18 protein-coding genes are annotated in these 20,892 nt (G+C 41.5%); 10 read left to right on the top strand and 8 right to left on the bottom strand.

The genetic code is table 11. The features are described 5' to 3' along the window. The first annotated feature begins 21 nt into the window (after window positions 1-21). Window positions 22-1,266: a 2-oxoglutarate dehydrogenase complex dihydrolipoyllysine-residue succinyltransferase gene (odhB, locus tag ACM44_RS04375; protein ID WP_048498846.1), complete on the top strand. Its 1,245-nt coding sequence runs from the start codon at window positions 22-24 to the stop codon at window positions 1,264-1,266. Window positions 1,267-1,350: 84 nt separating this feature from the next. After that, on the top strand, window positions 1,351-1,737 hold the full coding sequence (apaG, locus tag ACM44_RS04370) for a Co2+/Mg2+ efflux protein ApaG (protein ID WP_183325428.1): 387 nt from the start codon (window positions 1,351-1,353) through the stop codon (window positions 1,735-1,737). Between the two features lie 40 nt (window positions 1,738-1,777). Here the strand turns inward: apaG and ACM44_RS04365 are convergent, their stop codons facing one another. The 6 genes from ACM44_RS04365 to ACM44_RS04340 all read right to left on the bottom strand — a co-directional run bounded on the left by ACM44_RS04365 (window position 1,778) and on the right by ACM44_RS04340 (window position 8,002). Beyond that, window positions 1,778-2,335 (bottom strand): 3'-5' exonuclease, encoded by a 558-nt coding sequence (locus ACM44_RS04365; protein WP_048498844.1) that lies wholly within the window; start codon window positions 2,333-2,335, stop codon window positions 1,778-1,780. Between the two features lie 33 nt (window positions 2,336-2,368). Then, on the bottom strand, window positions 2,369-3,136 hold the full coding sequence (locus tag ACM44_RS04360) for an alpha/beta hydrolase (protein WP_048498843.1): 768 nt from the start codon (window positions 3,134-3,136) through the stop codon (window positions 2,369-2,371). Window positions 3,137-3,226: 90 nt separating this feature from the next. Next, entirely contained in the window at window positions 3,227-4,903 is a 1,677-nt protein-coding gene (locus tag ACM44_RS04355) for a GEVED domain-containing protein (RefSeq protein WP_083993644.1), read from the bottom strand. A 306-nt stretch (window positions 4,904-5,209) separates the two neighbouring features. Further along, window positions 5,210-6,067 carry an alpha/beta hydrolase gene (locus tag ACM44_RS04350; protein ID WP_048498841.1) on the bottom strand — a complete coding sequence of 286 codons (858 nt, stop codon included), beginning with the start codon at window positions 6,065-6,067 and terminating at the stop codon, window positions 5,210-5,212. Window positions 6,068-6,129: 62 nt separating this feature from the next. Further along, complete coding sequence (locus ACM44_RS04345) at window positions 6,130-7,104, bottom strand: glycosyltransferase family 2 protein (protein ID WP_048498840.1); 975 nt, start codon at window positions 7,102-7,104, stop codon at window positions 6,130-6,132. Then, window positions 7,097-8,002, bottom strand: a complete 906-nt coding sequence (locus ACM44_RS04340) for a lysophospholipid acyltransferase family protein (RefSeq protein WP_048498839.1) — start codon at window positions 8,000-8,002, stop codon at window positions 7,097-7,099. Before ACM44_RS04340 ends, ACM44_RS04345 begins: the two co-directional genes overlap by 8 nt. An 88-nt stretch (window positions 8,003-8,090) precedes the next feature. On the opposite strand from ACM44_RS04340, the gene ACM44_RS04335 reads away from it, so the two are divergent. Then, window positions 8,091-8,681 (top strand): thioredoxin family protein, encoded by a 591-nt coding sequence (locus tag ACM44_RS04335; protein WP_083993643.1) that lies wholly within the window; start codon window positions 8,091-8,093, stop codon window positions 8,679-8,681. 61 nt (window positions 8,682-8,742) lie between these two features. Here ACM44_RS04335 and ACM44_RS04330 read toward each other — a convergent pair whose 3' ends face one another. Further along, window positions 8,743-10,104 (bottom strand): aldehyde dehydrogenase, encoded by a 1,362-nt coding sequence (locus tag ACM44_RS04330; protein WP_048498838.1) that lies wholly within the window; start codon window positions 10,102-10,104, stop codon window positions 8,743-8,745. A 102-nt stretch (window positions 10,105-10,206) separates the two neighbouring features. Here ACM44_RS04330 and ACM44_RS04325 point away from each other — a divergent pair, with 102 nt between their 5' ends. The 7 genes from ACM44_RS04325 (at window position 10,207) to purF (ending at window position 20,033) form a co-directional block, all read left to right on the top strand. Next, window positions 10,207-11,013, top strand: a complete 807-nt coding sequence (locus tag ACM44_RS04325) for an SDR family oxidoreductase (protein ID WP_048498837.1) — start codon at window positions 10,207-10,209, stop codon at window positions 11,011-11,013. Window positions 11,014-11,102: 89 nt separating this feature from the next. Further along, on the top strand, window positions 11,103-12,530 hold the full coding sequence (gene purB / locus ACM44_RS04320) for an adenylosuccinate lyase (protein WP_048498836.1): 1,428 nt from the start codon (window positions 11,103-11,105) through the stop codon (window positions 12,528-12,530). A 132-nt stretch (window positions 12,531-12,662) separates the two neighbouring features. After that, window positions 12,663-16,355 carry a phosphoribosylformylglycinamidine synthase gene (locus ACM44_RS04315; protein WP_048498835.1) on the top strand — a complete coding sequence of 1,231 codons (3,693 nt, stop codon included), beginning with the start codon at window positions 12,663-12,665 and terminating at the stop codon, window positions 16,353-16,355. A gap of 104 nt (window positions 16,356-16,459) precedes the next feature. After that, the gene (locus ACM44_RS04310) at window positions 16,460-17,065 is read left to right on the top strand and encodes a SatD family protein (RefSeq protein ID WP_048498834.1); all 606 of its coding nucleotides are present in this window, start codon (window positions 16,460-16,462) and stop codon (window positions 17,063-17,065) included. Beyond that, window positions 17,062-17,763 (top strand): DUF3307 domain-containing protein, encoded by a 702-nt coding sequence (locus ACM44_RS04305; RefSeq protein ID WP_048498833.1) that lies wholly within the window; start codon window positions 17,062-17,064, stop codon window positions 17,761-17,763. Before ACM44_RS04310 ends, ACM44_RS04305 begins: the two co-directional genes overlap by 4 nt. Before the next feature lie 24 nt (window positions 17,764-17,787). Continuing rightward, entirely contained in the window at window positions 17,788-18,507 is a 720-nt protein-coding gene (gene purC / locus ACM44_RS04300) for a phosphoribosylaminoimidazolesuccinocarboxamide synthase (RefSeq protein WP_048498832.1), read from the top strand. Window positions 18,508-18,545: 38 nt separating this feature from the next. Continuing rightward, window positions 18,546-20,033: an amidophosphoribosyltransferase gene (purF, locus tag ACM44_RS04295; RefSeq protein ID WP_048498831.1), complete on the top strand. Its 1,488-nt coding sequence runs from the start codon at window positions 18,546-18,548 to the stop codon at window positions 20,031-20,033. Between the two features lie 56 nt (window positions 20,034-20,089). Here the strand turns inward: purF and ACM44_RS04290 are convergent, their stop codons facing one another. Next, entirely contained in the window at window positions 20,090-20,746 is a 657-nt protein-coding gene (locus tag ACM44_RS04290; RefSeq protein WP_048498830.1) for a porin family protein, read from the bottom strand. Window positions 20,747-20,892: the final 146 nt, after the last annotated feature.

Raw genomic sequence — 20,892 nt, 5'->3', positions numbered from 1 at the left:
TCATAAACAAAAATATTCACGATGTCAATATTAGAAATGAAAGTCCCGTCACCGGGAGAATCCATCACAGAAGTTGAAATCGCACAATGGCTGGTGAAAGACGGCGATTATGTGGAAAAAGACCAACCCATTGCCGAAGTTGACTCCGATAAAGCAACACTGGAATTGCCCGCCGAAGAAAGTGGAGTAATCACTTTGAAGGCAGAAGAAGGTGACGTGGTTCAGGTGGGTCAGGTGGTCTGCCTGATTGATACCGCTGCTTCCAAACCGGAAGGTGCTGCTGCTCCTGCCGCAGAAACTCCGAAAGCAGAACAGAAGGTTGAGGAAAAACCAGCAGTGGTGCAGGAAGCCAAAAAAGAAACTGCAAAACCTGCTTCTTACGCCGCGGGAACTCCTTCACCTGCAGCCAAGAAAATTCTGGATGAAAAAGGAATTACTCCTGAACAGGTTTCGGGTTCCGGAAAAGATGGAAGAATAACCAAACAGGATGCGGAAACAGCAGCTGTTCCTGCGATGGGTTCCGTTTCTTCAATCAGCGGTTCCAGAGCTTCTACTACGACGAAACTTTCAGTTCTAAGAAGAAAATTGGCAGCCAGATTAGTTTCCGTGAAAAACGAAACTGCCATGTTGACCACATTTAACGAGGTGGATATGTCTGAAATCTTCAGAATCAGAAAACAATATAAAGATGAATTCGCGGCAAAACACGGCGTAGGATTAGGGTTCATGTCTTTCTTTACCAAAGCAGTTACCAGAGCGCTTCAAATGTATCCGGATGTGAACGCTTCCATTGATGGAGATTTCAAGATCAATTATGACTTCTGCGATATTTCAATTGCGGTTTCCGGTCCGAAAGGCTTGATGGTTCCTGTTTTGAGAAATGCGGAAACCATGTCCTTCAGAGGTGTTGAAGCCAACATTAAGGAATTGGCAGAAAGAGTAAGAGACGGAAAAATTACCGTGGATGAAATGACTGGCGGAACTTTCACCATTACCAATGGTGGGGTTTTCGGATCCATGCTTTCTACACCGATTATCAATCCGCCGCAATCTGCAATTTTGGGAATGCACAACATCATCCAAAGACCGGTCGCAGTAGATGGACAGGTGGTAATTCGTCCGATGATGTATATAGCCATGTCTTATGATCACAGGATTATTGACGGCAGAGAATCCGTAGGTTTCTTGGTTGCTGTGAAAGAAGGAATTGACAATCCTGTTGAAATTTTGATGGGCGGCGACGAAAGAAAAGCATTGGAACTCTAACAAAATTTTGAGAGATTCTAAAAATATTCAAAATCCCGTCAAAAAAGGCGGGATTTTTGTATAGAATACATAAAACAAGGAATCATGTTCTCCACAACTACTTTTGACATTAAAGTTTCCGTAAATCCGGAATATGACATTAAGAATAGTTTTCCCTCAGAAAACCGTTTTGTCTTTCGGTATTATGTGACTATTGAAAATCAGGGTGAAATGCCAATACAACTGATGAAGAGAAAATGGCTCATTTACGATGTTGGTTTTGGATATACCGAAGTCTCTGGTGACGGCGTGATTGGTCTCACTCCGGAAATCAAACCTGGTGAGAGTTTCCGGTATTTTTCAAACGTAATTCTTCGGTCGGGTGTGGGAAGTATGCACGGCGTGTATTACTGTAAAAACCTTCTTAACAATGAAGAAATCGCGGTAGAAATTCCGAAGTTCAATTTGGTGGCAGAAGTTTTGAGCAACTAAATTATAAAGACAGATTCTTCGAGATCTGTTTTTTTTTTTGCTAAAGGATCTTTACGCTTTTCTTCATCACTTCCTGGATTTCTTCATTTCTGGTGACCATCAAATTCTGGAAGGCCAGAAGCGAAATTTTCGCACATACTTCCGCATCTGCTCCTGCACGGTGATGGTTGAATGAGATGTGATGTTGTTCTGCCAAACTTTTCAGTCCATATCTTGGCAAGGTTTTCCAAGCTTTTTTTGCCAATGAAATCGAACAGAGATAATTGATTTTCGGTTTGAAGAATCCATAATATTCAAGACAACTGCGCAACACTCCGGCATCAAAAGCAGCATTGTGTGCAATCATCAAATTGCCATACATCATGTTTTCGGCTTCATGCCAAATGTCTTCAAAAGTTGGCGCATTTTGAACGTCTTCCGGAGTAATTCCGTGCACGTCGATATTTCTCGGATGAAAATAGGGGAAACTGGGCGGTTTGATCAACCAGGTTTTGGTTTCCACAATTTCGCCGTTTTCCACCAAACAAATCCCCATTTCGCAAGCGGAGTTTCTTTCGTGGGTGGCTGTTTCAAAATCAATGGCGCAGAAATGGAGCATAAGTAGATTATAGGGTTCGGATGCGTATTAAACTTATTTTAGGATTTTTTTTAATTCTTCTCGGAATTCTTCATAATTAACCAGGTCATCGTGGGTACCGCCTTTTATTTCGATGAATTTTTTCTCGACATTTGGGCTTGAATTTTCAAAAGCCCTGAAAAGTTTTTTCCCGGACTTCATCGGTACCATCAAGTCCTTGGTTCCATGAAACTGATAGAGAGGAACTTTTACCTTTAAAATGTTTTCATTGGATAGAAAATGATAGGTCATTTTGGGGGAAACTTTGTCAGTCACTTTCACCGGTAACCAGCGATTCACAATATCTTGCAAGTTAAAAAAAGTGGCTTCCAAAATAACCATTTTCGGTTGGTTTTCTCCTGCAACCTTGGTAGCAAAAGCACCTCCCAGACTTCTTCCATAAACTACGATGTTTTCCTCGTCATAATTTTCTTTCGCGAAATCATAAAATGACTGGGCGTCCGAATATAGAAAGTTTTCGTTTCTCGGTCCCGTACTTTTTCCATAGCCTCGATAATCCATCACCAAAACGTCATAGTGAAACTTGGTGAATTTCATCGCTATTTTTCCCCAGCGGTGTAGGTTATCTGCATTTCCGTGAAAATAAAGGATTACTCCTTTCGGTTTTTTGATTTTAAAATGAAGGATGTTGATTTTACCGCCGAAAGGGGTTTCGAGGAGATGTTCTTCAAAATTTTCACCGAAATCAAACTGGTGTTCATCTGCCAAAACTTTCGGCAAAAAAACGACCTTTTCCTGGAAATATTTCATGAGTTCGGACATTTGGCAAATTTACGGAAGAATTGAGAAAAAATGGAATAAAAAAACATGCGGCACAAGGCCGCATGTTTAGAGTAAAAAAGTCAAATGAATTTATTTTTTGCTAAATCTTCTGGAAACCACATTTCCGTTTGCATCAGTCATTTGAATCACATAACCTCCGGTTTGAAGTTTACTGGTGTTGATGACGTTTCCATCAATTTTCACATCAATTTTCTTACCACTGAGGTCAAACACTTGAACATTTTTCAGATCAAATCCTTTCACGTTCAAGACATCAGATGTTGGGTTAGGATAGATTTGAACGGTTTGGGTTTGGCTGTCATTTACTGCCATTCCTCCAACTACGATGGTGTAATCCTCAGCTTCACTCCAGTTTTGATTTCCACATGGAACCGGAACGGTGCTAGAACCAAAAACTGCACGGATCCTCATTCTGTAAGAACCTGGTGCTTGACCTGCCGGAACAGTAATTGCAACCGGGCTCAAACTTGGAGCTCCATTTGCACTGTTGGTGATTGTACCTAAATTATAGGCAGTAGCATTGGTGAAGGTAGGATCATTTCCATTCCAATCAATCCACGCTTTTGTGTTCACTGTGAAATTACCGGCGGTATTGACCAGGACGCTTAAGTTATAAGTAGATCCGGCATTCACCACAGTGGTCATTGTGGAATAATTTGAATAAGCAGCTGTAGAACTTGTAGTATTATTGATGGTATTGAAGGTCACATTGGTCAAACCGGTAGCATCATTAGTCGTAGCAGTTGGTGTGCAATATACTAATGCAACGGTGAAATTTGCAACTGTAGAGTAGGCAACATCACTGGTTGCAGTACAGGTTATTTGCAATCTCCACTGCACTGTATCACCCATATTTGCTGGTGCTGTAGCATTATAAGAGGCATATGTACTGGTTGCGGAACCTACATTCACCCAACCTGCGTTATTGGTATTGGACTGCCACTGGTAGGAAAGGCCAGGGTTTTCTGAATATCCGGTTGCAGAAACGGTGTAGCTGGAACCTGGCATACCTTGCAAAGGAGTGACTACTGCAGTACCACCATTTGGCATTCCCGCACAGGCATTCAGAGGTCCATAAACCCTAAATGGCAACCCTTGCGCGAAAGTTGCGTCAAGTAAAGGATTAAAAGTACTTGTGGTTGGATCAAACTGCAATGCATTACCGGTTGTTGTTTGTCCGGTAATTGTAATTGGTGGCGCCCAAGGACCGCTTGCCAAGGTTCCGGCGAACTGAACTTCAACCCAGTATGTTCCTGCTGCCAAATTTAGCCCCGGAGTATTTGCTTTAACCAATTGAAGCTGCCTGGTTGTATCGCCTAGGTTAGTGTCCAACACTCTGTATCCACCTGTTAGTGTGGCGGATGATAGTCGGTTGGTTGTCAAGTCTCCCCAAACTATTGTTCCACCACTTGCCGGACTTCCATTGTAGATTCTGAGATAAACTCCATTAATCGTAACTGCAGTGGCGCCGGTCTGATAAGTGTAAAACTCGAAATGACCAATATCTGAAGCAGCAGTCAACACGAAGTCATCAGCTACAGTAAATCCGCTGGATTGTGCTGCACCAGCTCCATAAGTATCCAGTCCGAGACTGGTCTGCAAAACACTCAGTTGCGGCGGTCCAGCTACATTGAATACAGAACCATTGTCATGCAACAACGTCTGTGCGTTTAAAGCTAAGCCTGCAAACAATGAAATGCAGACCGGAAGAAGCCGAGACTTCAACGAAAGTAAAAAATTTCTCATAATACTATAAATTTGGTTTTACCTACTCTTTTTGGGATTTTCGGTATCTTCCCTTGATTTTTATAAAAAGTATTTTTTTTATAAAATTCACCGCTAAAGTTACAATAAAATATAATACATTTTAAAATATTATGAATATTTAATATTGACTTACTTAAAATGGGGGCAGAATAATATTAATTTGATCTTTAATAAGTAAAATGATTTAATAAAAATCGACAGGTTATTCCATGATCCCATTGGAAATATGAAATGCTATGCAACGATTCCGGCGAAAGGTCAATTTTATGGGACAGCTTGCCCTATTTAATTTCTGTGGGAATAACCGATGCTGGTTTTTTCGGGGTCGATAGGAACATTCCGTTCGTTAAAAATCTCCTCCATCACCCGGTGATATTCTTCAAACTGGTGAATATTGATATGTCCGGCCTTTAAAATTACATAGAGTCTGGTCAAGTCTGGATTGATTTCCGACAAATCCACCGCCGTGGAAAGTGGAACCAGCCCGTCATCGCTTCCATGAATTATTTTGATGGGGCATCGGACATTTTTGAGGTAATGAAATGTTGGAATATTATATCGTAAGAAAGGTTTTGCCGGCATAAACGGAAGATAGCGATGAATTGTTCGGAGCAGAGAATAAAGCGGTGAAGTGAGGATCAAAAGTCTCGGATTGTTTTTTGCTGCAAGTCTTGCGGCAAACCCTGAACCGAGGGAACGTCCATAAACCACAATGCTTTCCTCTGAAAATTGTTTTTTCACCAGATCATAGATAAACTGACAATCACGTTTCATCGCTTCCACAGTTCGTTTGCCGGTACTTTTTCCGAATCCGCGGTAATCCATCATGATTACATCATATCCAAGTCTGGTAAAATCAATCGCAAATTTGCCCCAACCTTTGATGCTTTTCGTGTTTCCCTTTAAATAAATGACCACGCCTTTCGGCTGATCCACGATAAAGTGCAGATAGTTGATTTTTGCGCCGGGTTCTGGTTCCACAATGACTTCCTCCGCTTTCAAATTGTCATAAGCGAACTTGAAATCCGGCGGAAGCATTTCGGCATGGAAAAAAAACTTATGCTGAAAAAAATAGATTACCAACCCGATAAAAAGGGTGAAGCCAAGAACAATTCCAATAATGGTGTAGATATCTATTTTCATTTTCAATATAAAAATAGAGATTTTTATTGAACCTGAATGGGTAAATAATATTTTTCAGGAAATTAGTGAAGGAAATGCTTGAAAATAAGCCACTTCGATTGATGGTAATCGGCTCTCTGATTTTTTCCGCGGCGTTTTAAGGTTTCAGGAACTTGGGCATAAAATCCAAAATGTGCACGAACAACCGCCCATAAATGAGGGAAACCATTTTTTAAGCCGAAATAAATTCCGGCAATACCGTCCAGGGAAAGTCTTGTGAAAAGCAGCCCAATTAAATCCGGAAAAGGTAGGTTTTTCAGCATCATCGAAAGGTTATTCCGAAAATTCAAATACGTTTTCTGTGGATTTTGTTTGGTTAAAGTTCCACCTCCCACGTGATAAACCCGGGATTTTCCGGTATAAAAAATTTTCTTTCCGTCATTTTTCAAACGCCAGCACAAATCGATCTCCTCCTGATGGGCGAAAAACCTTTCGTCAAAACCGTTTTGCTCCCAAAATTCTTTTGAGCGGATAAAGAGACACGCTCCTGAAGCCCAGAATATTTCGGTTTCGTCATCATATTGTCCTTGGTCTTCTTCCAGGTTTTCAAAAATACGTCCTCTGCAATATGGGTATCCTAAATTGTCCATCAAGCCTCCTGCAGCTCCTGCAAATTCAAAATAATTTCTTCGGTTAAAATCCAGTATTTTTGGTTGAACCGCCGCGATATCCGGATGGTCATTAAACAAATTCAGCACGGGTTCCGTCCAGTTTTCCGTGACTTCCACATCGGAATTCAACAGGCAGTAGATTTCAGCATCGATTTGTTTCAAACCTTCATTATAACCTCCTGCAAAACCAAAATTCCGCTCATTGATGATTACTTTGACCGTGGGAAAATGGGCATCAATAAATTGCACAGAATCATCGGTGGAAGCATTGTCAATTACATAAATCTCCGCGTTTGGTGAATAATGAATCACGGTCGGAAGGAATTTCTCCAGCCAATCCTTCCCGTTCCAGTTCAGGATTACGATTGCCAATTTTAATTTATTCATTGCCAATGGGTCTTTGTTCATGATCCTCATCCATTATTTTGATCGCGCTCTGATACTTCCATCTTCGGTGCGACCACAGGTAATTGTCGGGTCTTCTATCAATGGTGTTTTCCAGAAGTTTATGAAATTGTTTTACTACTTCGTATTCTTGAAAACGCTCACTTTCAGGATAAATCCGATAATAGTTCACCTGATAATATCCCCGTCCCACTTTTTTCATGTCGCAATAAATAAAGGCGAGTTCCATTCGGGTTGAAAGTTTATCATAACCCACGAAGGCCGGAGTTTTTTGGTTGAGAAAGTTCAGCCCATAAGTCACTTCAGAATAATGAGGAGTCTGGTCTGCAACGAACATATAGACGGAGTTTCCATCATTCGGATTCCGGAAGATATGGCGGATCACTTCCCGCGCTTCCAGGGACTGATTGCCGAAGCGGTTTCTAATGCTTTTCATTTTTTCTTCCCAAAAACTGCTCTGCACTTTTCGATAGACCGGAAAAGAATTTTCTTGAGGGATTATTTTGGCCAAGGCAGTGAGCCATTCCCAGTTGAAAACATGGCCTGCAAGTAATATCACATTTTGTCCCTCATTTTTTGCATCCCTAAAAACATCCTGATTAATATGTTGCATCCGAACCCGCAACTCATTAGATGAAATGGTGAAGGACTTGAATGTTTCTACCAGATAGTCTGAAAAATTTTTGAAGAAATCTTTATGGATTATCCTTATTTCATGAGCTGGTTTGTCAGGAAAAGAATTCTTCAGGTTTTGAAGAACGACCTTTTTCCGGTAACCCACCACGTAATAAAGCACAAAAAAAATCAGATCCGAAAACAGATACAGCATTTTTAATGGAAGTCGCGAAAAAATTAATGCAATGCGGAAAAGTATATTCATAAACTGTCCACAAATTTAGGCAATATTAACTTTATGATTGGCTTGGATTTTGTTATTTTGCAACGTTTTTAATTAATTTTTAATCCTAATGAGAATAAATAACATAAAATCACTCGCGCTATCTTGCCTTCTGGTCAGTGGATTGGCAAGTTCACAAAAGCAGGAATCTGCAAAAGAGCTGAAAGCCGATAGCGATAAGTCCTTAATCATAGAAGCTGACAGCGCTGCAATTGCCGAAGCAAAGAAAAAAGCTGCAGCAGAAGAGAAAGCAAAACTTCCCAAACCTTATGATGCAAAGGAAGACGCGGAGAAAAAAATTGCACAACTGGTCACTCAGGCACAAAAAGAAAATAAAAATATCATCCTTCAGGCAGGAGGAAACTGGTGTATTTGGTGTTTGAGATTTAATAATTTTGTTCAAACAACGCCTGAATTAAAAGAGATCGTGGATCAAAACTATATCTACTATCACCTGAATTATTCGCCTGAAAACAAAAATCCAAAGACTTTTGCAAAATATGGAAATCCCGGCGAAAAATATGGTTATCCGGTTTTTATAGTTTTAGATAAAAACGGCAAGCAAATCCACACCCAGGACAGCGCGGTTTTGGAGGAAGGAAAGGGTTATGGTTTGGAAAAAGTAAAGGCCTTTTTCAACGAATGGGTACCGAAAACATAAAACTTAGAAATGGTCTTCACACAAAGGAGCCGCCTCAAAACCGAGGCGGCTTCTTTTATTTTTAAAGAACGCTCTTGATCCAGCTCAATTTCTTTTCGGAATATGGCGGATACTTAAAATCTGTTTCACCCCAATTTGCCCTGGATAGCACTGACTTCTGGTGGGAAAATGTTTGGAATCCTGCCTTTCCGTGATAATTCCCTATACCGGAATTTCCCACTCCGCCAAATGGAAGGTTACTGTTGCTCAGGTGCATCACCACGTCATTGATACAACCTCCTCCGAACGAAATTTTCTCGGTGAAATGTTTTTTCTCCTCAGCATTTCCACTGAATAAATAGGCAGAAAGAGGTTTTTCATGATCTGCAACGGTTTGCAGTGCTTCATTGAAATTCTGAAAAGTAAGCACCGGCAAAATCGGCCCAAAAATCTCTTCCTGCATTATGGCATCATTCCAATTCACATCGTGCAAAATTGTGGGCTCAATAAATCTTTTTTCGGAATCATGGTTTCCTCCAAAAAACACCTTTTCCGGAGTGATCATTTGCACCAGTCTGTTGAAATTTTGTTGGTTAATTATTTTTGTATAATGTTCGGAATCAGGAAGATAATTAAATTTTTTGAGATAAGATTTCAGTAGATCAATGAGTGAGTCCTTGATTTTTTCATCCACCAAAATATAATCCGGCGCCACGCAGGTTTGTCCGGCATTTAGAAATTTTCCCCACACAATTCTTTTTGCGGCCACTTTCAGATTGGCGCTCGAAGTTACAATCACCGGACTTTTTCCGCCCAGTTCCAAGGTGACGGGAGTGAGATTTTTTGCTGCAGCTTCGTAAACTATTTTTCCGATTTTCGGACTTCCTGTGAAGAAAATCTTATCGAATTTTAGTTTTAGGATTTCGGTGATTTCCTCCACACCGCCTTCTGCCACGAATAAATATTCCTTCGGGAAATTCTCGTTGATGATTTTCGCCATCGCCTTCATGGAATTTTGTGCCACTTCACTAGGTTTTAAAATGCAGGTGTTTCCCGCAGCCATTGCCGCAACCATCGGTGAAAGCGAAAGCTGATAGGGATAATTCCATGCGCCAATAACCAAAGTGTTTCCCAGAGGTTCAGCGTAAATTTTGCTCGAGCCCGGCAAATTGGCGAGATTGGTAGAAACCCGTTTTGGTTTGGCCAAGGAATTCAGATTTTTTAAATAGTAGTCGATATCATTTAGAACAAATGAAATTTCTGTGGTAAAAGTATCGAATCGTGATTTTCCGAAATCATTGTAAATGGCTTCATAAAGAAGGTTTTCGTTTTTCAGAATAACTTCTTTCAAAGTCTTCAGTTGCCGTTTTCTGAAATTAATGTTCTTGGTTTTTTGAGAATTGAAAAATTCTTTCTGCGCTGACCAAATCTCCTGAAAATTCATTACTTTTAATGTTTAGATTATCGGAAACGCTCTGTTTTGTGAACCGGATTTCCGATTGACTCTACCGCAAAGTTAATTGAAATAATTTACAAATTTTTCATTATGGATTTCAAAGGAAAAACAGTTTTAGTGACCGGCGGAGCTTCGGGAATCGGAAAAATCATGGCGAGGAAATCGCTGGAAAGAGGATGCAAAAGTCTCATTATTTGGGATATTGACGAATCCGGTTCGCAAAAAACCAAAGACGAGTTCTCAAAAATGGGTGCAGAAATCTCTTTGTTTAAAGTAGATATTTCCAGTGTTGATGAAATCCGGATCAATGCTCAAAAAGTCAGGACGGAAATCGGAAAAGTCGATATCCTGATCAATAATGCCGGAATTGTGATAGGGAAGTTTTTTCATGAACACACGCACGAGCAAATCGAAAAAAGCATGCAGGTCAACGCCAATGCAGCGATGCACATCACCCTGGAATTTCTCCCGGAAATGATGAAGGAAAATGCTGGTGCAGTCTGCAACATCGCTTCTTCGGCGGGGTTAATATCCAATCCTAAAATGTCGGTTTATGCATCTTCAAAATGGGCGGTCATAGGTTGGAGCGACAGTTTGCGGCTGGAAATGGAGCAGCTGCACAAAAACGTTTCCTTCACCACCATTATGCCTTTCTACATTGATACCGGAATGTTTGCCGGGGTAAAATCCAGGTTACTGCCAATTCTCGATCCCGAAAAAACAGCTGAAAAAATAATGAGGGCCATAGCATCCAATCGAAAAATGTTGGCGATGCCGCTTCCGTATTGGTTCATCAGATTTTCGCAGGGAATTCTGCCGCTTCCGGCTTTTGACTGGGTGATGCGGAATATTTTCGGGATTTATGACACCATGAAGGAGTTCAAAGGCAGGAACTGAAATTAAGGATCTGTTAATTTTGTGAATTCAGTTTTAATTTAAGGTTAAAAAATCGTAATTTTGGGCTTCTAAAAAAGTAAAAAGAAAGCATGGATTCCTACAAAAACCCGCTTGAAGAAAGATATTCAAGTGCGGAAATGCTCTATAATTTTTCGCCTCAAAACAAGTTCAAAAACTGGCGGAAACTATGGATCGCACTCGCCGAAATCCAAAAAGACCTGGGTCTTGAGATTTCCGACGACCAAATTTCCCAACTGAAAGAACAGGCCGAAAACATCGACTTTGCGAAAGCGGCGGAATACGAAAAAAAATTCCGGCACGACGTGATGGCGCATGTGCATACCTATGGCGATTCCGCTCCTTTGGCGAAAGGGATCATTCATTTGGGCGCGACTTCCGCATTTGTGGGAGATAATACCGACTTGATCCAGATTCGGGACGGACTTTTGCTGATCAGAAAACAGTTGGTAAACGTCATCAAAAATCTCTCGGATTTTGCCATTCAATATAAAGATTTGCCGACACTCGGTTTTACGCATTATCAACCGGCGCAGTTGACCACGGTTGGTAAACGTGCGACTTTGTGGCTTCAGTCCCTGATTCTCGATTTTGAGGAACTGGAATTTTTTCTTGAAACCCTGAGATTCCGTGGCGTAAAAGGAACCACCGGAACTGCCGCCAGTTTTCTGGAACTTTTCAATGGTGATTATTCCAAAGTCAAACATTTGGATAAAGAACTTTCCAAACGTTTCGGCTTCGACAAAGTTTTCGGGGTGTCCGGACAAACTTATGACCGAAAAATCGATGCGAAAGTGGTTTCCCTATTGTCGAATATTGCACAATCCGCCCACAAATTCACCAATGATTTACGATTGTTGCAGAATTTAAAGGAAATCGAGGAACCTTTCGAGAAAAACCAGATCGGTTCATCCGCGATGGCGTACAAACGAAATCCGATGCGTTCCGAAAGAATCGGCGCACTGGCGAAATTCGTGATATCGCTTTCCACTAGTTCTGCAATGGTGGCTTCAACACAATGGTTTGAAAGAACCCTGGACGATTCCGCGAACAAACGATTGACGATTCCGCAAGCGTTTTTGGCAGTAGATGCGATTCTCTTGATCTGGAACAATATCATGAATGGAATCGTGGTTTATGAAAACCGCATCCACAAACACATTATGGAGGAACTTCCCTTTATGGCTACGGAATATATCATCATGGAAGAGGTGAAAGCGGGAGGAGACCGACAAGAAATCCACGAAACCATTCGGGTGCATTCGATGGAGGCGAGCAAAAAGGTGAAAATCGAAGGCAAGGAAAATGATTTGATCGATCGTATCATGAACGACGACACCCTGAAAATGGACAAGTCCAAAATCATGGAAGTTCTGGATCCGAAAAACTTCATCGGTTTTGCCCCGGTCCAGACCCAGGAGTTTATCGAGAATGAGGTCCGGCCGATTCTGAACAAATATTCCGGCTTAATCGGTTTGGAAGCAGATTTAAAAGTGTAAATAGATGCAGGCGGTTTCGTCTGCATTTTTAAATGGTCAAAAGTGAAATTTTTGACCAGATTAAATAGATAAAAAAATCACAAAAGCCACATAAAAAAGGGTGAAGCCCTTTGAAAGAAATCAATAAAACCAATGTCTAAAATAAGAATCTTCGTAGAAAAAAAAGGAATTTTCGATGTGGAAAGTCCAAAGGTTTTTAATGAACTAAAGGAGATCGTTCCCGAAATCCAAAACGTGAAAATCTACAATGTTTACGATGTTTTCGGGGTGGATGAATTTGATCTGAGCCGAGTCATTTTCAATACATTTGTGGATCCGGTCACAGATATCGTTCATTCCGAAAATCCCGCGAAAAACCTATATTTCGCCACTGAATTTCTTCCCGGCCAATACGATCAAAGGGCAGATTCCGCCGAACAGTGCATCGCTTTGCTGACCGAAAATGAAAACGCAAAAGTGCGAAGCGGAAAACTGATCGAACTTTTCGGAATTACTGAGAATGATTTAGAAAAAATTAAAAATCATTTGATTAATAAAGTGGAGTCCCGGGAAAAAGATTTGTCGCAATTAGAAATTCCTGCAGAAGAAACACCGGATAAAGTCATTGTTCATGCCGGTTTCAAAGATTTTACAAAAACCGAACTGGAGGAATTCTACCAGCATCACGGTTTCGCTTTTGGTTTGGATGATTTGGAATTTATCCAAAACTATTTCAAATCTGAGGACAGAAATCCAACCGAAACCGAACTAAAAGTTCTGGACACGTATTGGAGCGACCATTGCCGACATACCACTTTCGAAACGGAATTAGCGCATGTTCAGTTTGAAGGGAGATTTAAAGACGTTTTAGAAAATATCTTCAATGATTATTTGGAGAAAAGAAAATTCCTGGGAAGGGAAGCGAAACCGATTTCGCTGATGGATTTGGCAACGGTTTGTGCCAGGTATTTCCATAAAACCGGAAAACTGGAAAACCTTGTCGTTTCTGATGAAATCAATGCGTGCACCATAGAGATTGAAGCTGAATTTGACGGCAAAAAGGAACCATGGTATTTGCTCTTTAAAAACGAAACCCACAATCACCCGACAGAAATCGAGCCTTTCGGTGGAGCTTCAACCTGTTTGGGAGGCGCGATTCGTGATCCCCTGTCTGGTCGTGCTTTCGTTTATCAGGCGATGCGGCTTTCCGGTGCTGCAAATGTTCTGGAACCGATTTCTGAAACTTTGCCGGGAAAACTTCCACAGCGGACCATCACGAAACAGGCGGCAAACGGCTATTCATCGTACGGAAACCAGATTGGTTTGGCGACAACTTTGGTCAATGAAATTTACCATGACGGTTACAAAGCCAAGAGAATGGAGGTCGGTTTTGTAGTAGGTGCGGTGAAAAAAGATTGGGTGAGAAGGGAAAAGCCACAAAACGGCGACCTTGTGATTTTGCTCGGTGGAGCAACCGGAAGAGACGGAGTGGGAGGTGCAACCGGAAGTTCTAAGGAACAGGATGAAACCTCGATTCACACGCTTTCTACCGAAGTGCAGAAAGGAAATGCGGTGGAGGAAAGAAAAATCCAGCGATTGTTTAGAAATCCCGAAGTGACGACTTTAATCAAAAAGTCCAACGATTTCGGAGCGGGAGGAGTTTCTGTGGCGATCGGTGAAATTGCCGATTCACTGGAAATAAACCTCGATGTTTTGCCTTTAAAATATGAAGGTTTGAATGGAACCGAACTCGCCATTTCAGAATCTCAGGAAAGAATGGCGGTGGTGATTGACGCAAAAGACCAAGAAAAATTCATCCAATTCTGTGAAAAGGAAAACATCAAAGCGGTGGAAGTCGCCAAAGTTACCGATTCCGGGAGGATGCAAATGTTTTGGCAGGGAAATAAAATTGTGGATTTGAGCAGGGATTTCCTCGATACCAATGGTTGCGCTAAAAAACAGGATGTCCTAATTTCACATTTGCAAAATATTGAAAATCAAAGTACAAGTTTTAATGAAGAGCATTTCCTGAAAGCACTTTCAGAAAAAAATGTGGCCTCTCAAAAAGGGCTTGCTGAAATGTTCGATGCCTCGGTTGGAGCAACCACCGTTGCAATGCCGTTTGGCGGGAAATACCAGCTGACGGAAATGGAGGGCAGCGTGCAGACTTTGCCGGTTTTGAATGCTGAGAATATCGAAACGGTTTCATTGGCGAGTTGGGGTTTTGATGCGGATATTTCTTCACAGAACTCGATGATTGGCGCTGCAAATGCCGTGGTGGAAAGTGTTGCGAAGATTGTAGCGATGGGCGGGGATTACAAAAACATCCGCTTGAGTTTTCAGGAATATTTTGAAAAGTTGGGCAGCAATCCCGAAAAGTGGGGTAAACCGCTCGCATCACTTCTCGGAGCGTATGATGCGCAGATGAATTTAGAACTGGCCGCAATCGGTGGGAAAGATTCCATGAGCGGGACTTATCAGGATTTGAATGTTCCGCCGACTTTGATCTCTTTTGCGTGTGCGAATGGTGAGAAGAAAAATATCGTTTCTCCTGAGTTCAAAAAACCGGGAAACAAGCTCTATCTTTTCACCCATGTTCCACAGGAAAGTGGTTTGCCGAATTACGGAGCATTGAAATTTATTTTTGATTTTATTCACGAGAAGATTAAGTCCGGGAAAATTGTTTCGGTGAAGACCATCAAGCAAGGCGGAGTTGCGGTTGCGCTGGCAAAAATGAGTTTCGGCAATCAGTTGGGGGCTGAAATTTCACTGGATGAACCTCTGCTTTTAAGCAAGAATATTGGAAGTCTGGTCATTGAAACGGTGGAAAGCTTAGATGCCGAATTTCTTCAACTGATTGGTGAAGTTAAAGATCATAAAAAATTAGTGATTAACAGCTTAGTATTTGATATTGAGCATATACTTCAAGTTTGGACCGGAACTTTTGAGGATCTTTTTCCGACCAAAGAAAGCGGGAGAATTGCGATAGAGGTCGATGAGAAATCCAATTCCATAAAACCAAGAACCATTGAAATCATTAAGCACGGCATTGCAAAGCCGAGGGTTTTCGCCCCGGTTTTTCCGGGAACGAATTGCGAATATGAAACCCAAAACGCTTTCCGGAAGGAAGGTGCGGAAGTTTCGAGCCTGCCTTTGATCAATCTTAACCATTACCTCTTAAATGAAAGTTTGGATGCCTGGATTTCGGAAATTGACCGGTCGCAAATTCTTGTTTTCTCCGGCGGTTTTTCTGCGGGTGACGAACCGGATGGTTCCGCAAAATTCATTGTGAATGTGCTGAAAAATAAGAAAATGAAAAATGCGGTCCATCAATTTTTGGAACGAGATGGGATGATTCTCGGCATCTGCAACGGTTTTCAGGCGCTGGTGAAATCGGGACTTTTGCCTTACGGTGAAATCCGGGATTTGGATGAAGATTCGCCGACTTTAGCACATAACGCGATTGGCCGCCATATTTCCCAAATGGTGGATGTGAAAGTGGTGAACGACGACTCTCCTTGGCTGAAAGGAATGAAAGGTGAGGTTTTCACCATTCCGATTTCCCATGGAGAGGGAAGGTTTATGGCTTCGGAAGCGGTAATCAGGGAATTGTATGAAAACGGACAAATCGTAACACAATACGTGGATTTTGATGGAAATATAGCGCACGGAATGCCGTTCAATCCAAATAATTCCCTTTTCGGAATTGAGGGAATCACTTCGAAATCCGGCAAAATTTATGGCAGAATGGGGCATCCGGAGAGGTTTGCAGATGGTTTATTGAAGAACATCCCGACTGCGAATTACCATAATATTTTCAGAAACGGAGTGCAGTATTTTAAGTAAGGAACGGCGTGAAAAAAATTATAAGCTAATTCGCTTATAAATTAAAATATAAGCAAAATCGCTAATATATTCGGATTATAAGTAAATTTGCTTATATTTGAAAAATGAAATCGGTAATAACAGGTGACCTCATCAATTCGCAAAGCATTCAGCCGGAAGTTTGGTTTAATGCACTGAAAGATGTTTTAGGAAAGGAGAATCCCAAGGTTTGGGAAATCTATCGTGGTGATGAATTCCAGATCCTGGTTCCAAAAGCCGAAAACGCTTTGCTAAAAGCGCTTCAGATTAAGGCAAAGATCAAGACCATCAAAGGTTTGGATGTGCGCTTGTCTATCGGTTTGGGGACCCAGGAATTCAAAACCGAGAAAATTTCGCAATCAAGCGGAACTGCGTTTGTGAATTCCGGTCGGAATCTGGAGAAGATCAAAGAAAGCAAAATAAACCTCGCCATCCAATCGCAATACGAAGATTTCGACAGCGGGTTTAATTTGATTCTCAAATGGTTATTGTTGACTGCCGACAACTGGACTGTGGTTTCCGCAGAAATCGCATTGTTGATTCTGAAAAACCCGAAAATTAGTCAGGAAGAAATAGCGAAGAAGTTTAAAATTACGCAGTCATCTGTAAGTCAGCGCATCAAGAGGGCAAATTTAGATTTGATTTTAGAAACCGATCAATATTTCAGAAAAAAAATAGCAGAACTGAAATGATTTTTATTCCACTCATATTGGCACATTTACTCGGGGATTTCATTTTCCAGCCGAATTCTTGGGTCGCCGATAAAGAGCGGAAAAAAGGGGAAAGCAAATTTCTCTATTTCCATATTTTCATCCATGCTGCACTGGTTCTGGTGTTTCTTTGGGACCTCCAGCTTTGGTGGATTGCGTTAATCATCGGGGTTTCCCATTATTTAATCGATTTGGTGAAACTCCTTTATCAAACGCCAAAAACCAAACGGACTTGGTTTTTTGTGGATCAGCTCCTGCATCTTTTGGTCATCGTTCTGCTGTCGGTATTTTATTTTCCGTATTTCAGATGGAGCGATTTTTTCAACGACGAAAGCCTGAAACTCCTTACGGCGGTGGTTTTTCTCACGATTCCAAGTTCGATCCTCATCAAAACACTGATTTCTATTTGGACTCCCGTGACGGTGGATCACAGTAAGATCCAGACCGAATCACTGGTTCATGCGGGAAAATATATCGGGATTTTAGAAAGGCTGCTCGTTTTCGTCTTCATCATTGTGAATCATTGGGAAGGAGTTGGTTTCATGATTGCCGCGAAATCGGTTTTCAGGTTCAGCGATTTGGCTGAAGCAAAGCAGAGAAAGCTCACCGAATATGTTTTGATTGGGACTTTGCTGAGTTTTGGAATCGCTGTTTTGGTCGGTATTTTAGTACATCATTAAAAGTAAAAATAATAAAAAGTAAAAATGACAAAAGGTAAAATGCTTTACGAGGGAAAAGCAAAACAGATTTTTGAAACCGATCGTCCCGATGAGGTCATCGTGCGTTTCAAAGACGATGCCACCGCCTTCAATGCCCAAAAAAAGGGAAGCTTCGATTTGAAAGGCGAAATGAACAACGCGATCACGACCCTGATTTTTGAGTATCTGGAGGAAAAAGGAATTCCGACCCATTTCATCAAAAAGCTGGACGAAAGGGAGCAACTGGTCAAAAAAGTGAAGATTATTCCCCTTGAAATGGTTGTCCGGAATTATTCCGCGGGAAGCATGGCGAAGAGACTTGGCGTGGAAGAGGGCATCAAATCCCCGGTGACCATTTTTGATCTCTGCTATAAAAAAGACGAACTCGGCGATCCTTTAATCAATGATCATCACGCAGTATTTCTGGGTGCCGCGACTTATGAGGAACTGGATGAAATGTATGAACTCACTTCCGATATTAATGATCTTTTGATTGAACTTTTCGACAAAATGAACATCATATTGGTAGATTTCAAAATCGAATTGGGAAAGACCTCGGACGGAAAGATCGTTTTGGCCGATGAAATTTCGCCCGATACTTGCCGACTTTGGGACAAAGACACGATGAAAAAATTAGACAAAGACCGATTCAGACGCGATTTGGGAGAAGTGACCGAAGCGTATGTCGAAATCTATGAACGATTAAAAAAAGTATTGGATAAATAAATTTAAAACACCCGAACAAATCAAATTGGGTGACTAAAATGAAAGATTTACAACAACAAAAACAAGATTATTTAAAGCAGTTCCAATCCAAGACTTATGGCAGAAACCTGCTGAAATCAGACGATCCGTTTGATGCGCCTTCGGAAGAATGTGGAATTTTCGGATTGTATTCTGAAAATGAATTGGACACCTTTTCACTGTCGCAGTTCGGGCTATTTGCGCTGCAGCACCGCGGTCAGGAAGCCTGCGGAATTTCGGTAATGAACAAGGGCCGGATTTTTAACCTGAAAGACGAAGGTCTGGTCCTGGACTTTTACAAAGATATCCGCGAACCGGAAACCTTCATGGGGAATTCCGCAATTGGACACACCCGTTACACCACGGCGGGCGACAAGAAAAAATACAACTTCCAGCCGTTTTTCGCAAAGAACGAATATGACCAAATCATTTTATCCATCGCACACAACGGGAACTTAACCAATGCAAAAAGTCTGAAGGCAGAACTTGAAGCCGAAGGTGTTGTTTTTAAGGCCACTTCGGATTCTGAAGTAATTTTAAGGCTGATTCAGAAGAATCTGGATTTGGGTTTAAGAGGAGCGATTAAGGCGACAATGGAGAAAATTGAAGGTGCTTATTCGGTGGTCGGAATGACGAGGAATAAGTTTTTTGCCTTTCGGGATTTTCATGGAATTCGTCCGCTGGTTTTGGGCGCGATTGATGAAAAGACTTTTGTGGCTGCCTCCGAATCCGTGGCTTTGGATGCGGTAGGAGCGCAATATGTTCGGGATATTTTGCCTGGAGAAATCGTTTATACCAACGAGAATGAACCCGGGCTGCAAAGTTTCCTGGTTCGGGAAAACTGCCAAAGAAACATCTGCGCCTTCGAATATATTTATTTTGCGAGACCGGATTCCACTTTGGAGGGCATCAATGTGCATGAAGTCCGCGAAAAATCGGGAATGAAGATTTGGGAACAGGCACCGGTTGAAGCGGATATCGTCATTGGCGTTCCGGATTCGGGTGTTCCCGCCGCGATTGGTTTTTCGATCGCTTCAGGGATTTCTTTCCGGCCAGTCTTGATTAAAAACAGGTATGTCGGCAGAAGTTTCATTGTGCCTACACAGGATATGCGGGAACGGATTGTCAACCTGAAGCTGAATCCGATTATTTCCGAGATCAAAGGAAAAAGGGTAGTCATCATTGATGATTCTATTGTTCGGGGCACCACTTCCAAGCGACTGGTGAAAATCCTGAAAAAGGCGGGTGTAAAAGAAATCCATTTCCGAAGCGTTTCCCCACCGATTATTGCGCCGTGTTACTTGGGCATCGACACGCCTTCAAAAGAAGATCTGATTTCTGCAAATATGAATGTGGAAGAATTGCGGGCATATCTCGGGGTGGATTCTCTGGAATTCCTAAGCATGGAAAACTTAATCAAAATTTTGGGCAGCACCGATCACTGTTTCGGTTGCTTTACGGAGAAATATCCTGTTCCGAAAGGAGATGACGAGGAATTGATCAAATAATAAAGGTTGGGAAAAATTCCCAACCTTTCGTTTTTATATTTAATGAAGTTTTTGTCTTATTTGAATTTGAAAGCCAATCCAACTTGGAATACGTTGTTTTTAATAGCACTTGAGCCGCTTGGTCTGTCTTTCGCGATATCGGTCAATCCTGCTACGTACCTTGCAGTCAATCCCAGGTTTGGCGTGAAATAATATCCTGCACCCAATCCAACACCGAAGTTAAATGTGTTTAAATTGTCTTTGATGTCTGTGGAAACTGCAGAAGTAGAGGTGGTAGTTGTAGCTCCCGTAGTGGTGGTGACTGTTCTATCCCCTTTCACTTTTCCGCTCATCAGCAATCCGAATTCCGGGCCTGCTTCCAGGTAAAACTGCGGAGTTGCATTGTACTGGAACATGACCGGAAGTGCAATGTAATCTAAATTGGTAGATCCGGTTGTTTTTTCAACCACAGAACTGGTACCGGTGGTATAGCTGTTTGTGGTGGTGGATTTGTTACCGTATTGAGTGTAGATCAATTCCGGTTGGATGCTGAAGTTTTCAGCAATTGGCGCGTTCATGAATAACCCCCCATTAAATCCGATTTTGGATTTCGCATCGTCCATTGATGCATCTTTTGACAATGACGACACATTCATACCTGCTTTAATTCCAAATGTTTGTGCAAATGTCAATGAACCCATTGCGATCGCTGCACTTAAAAATAACTTTTTCATAATTCAAAAATTTTTTAATTATTTTTGCAGATTCCATAATTTGATTTTAAGGCTGAATTGAAAATTAATCTTCAAATACATCAAATAAAATGGTCTTACGGTTCTGCAATTTTAAATTTGTTTTACGGGATGAGTTAGACAAATGC

The organism is Chryseobacterium koreense CCUG 49689 (assembly GCF_001045435.1).
GTDB lineage: Bacteria > Bacteroidota > Bacteroidia > Flavobacteriales > Weeksellaceae > Kaistella > Kaistella koreensis.
This window is presented reverse-complemented; position numbering and strand designations above follow the sequence as displayed.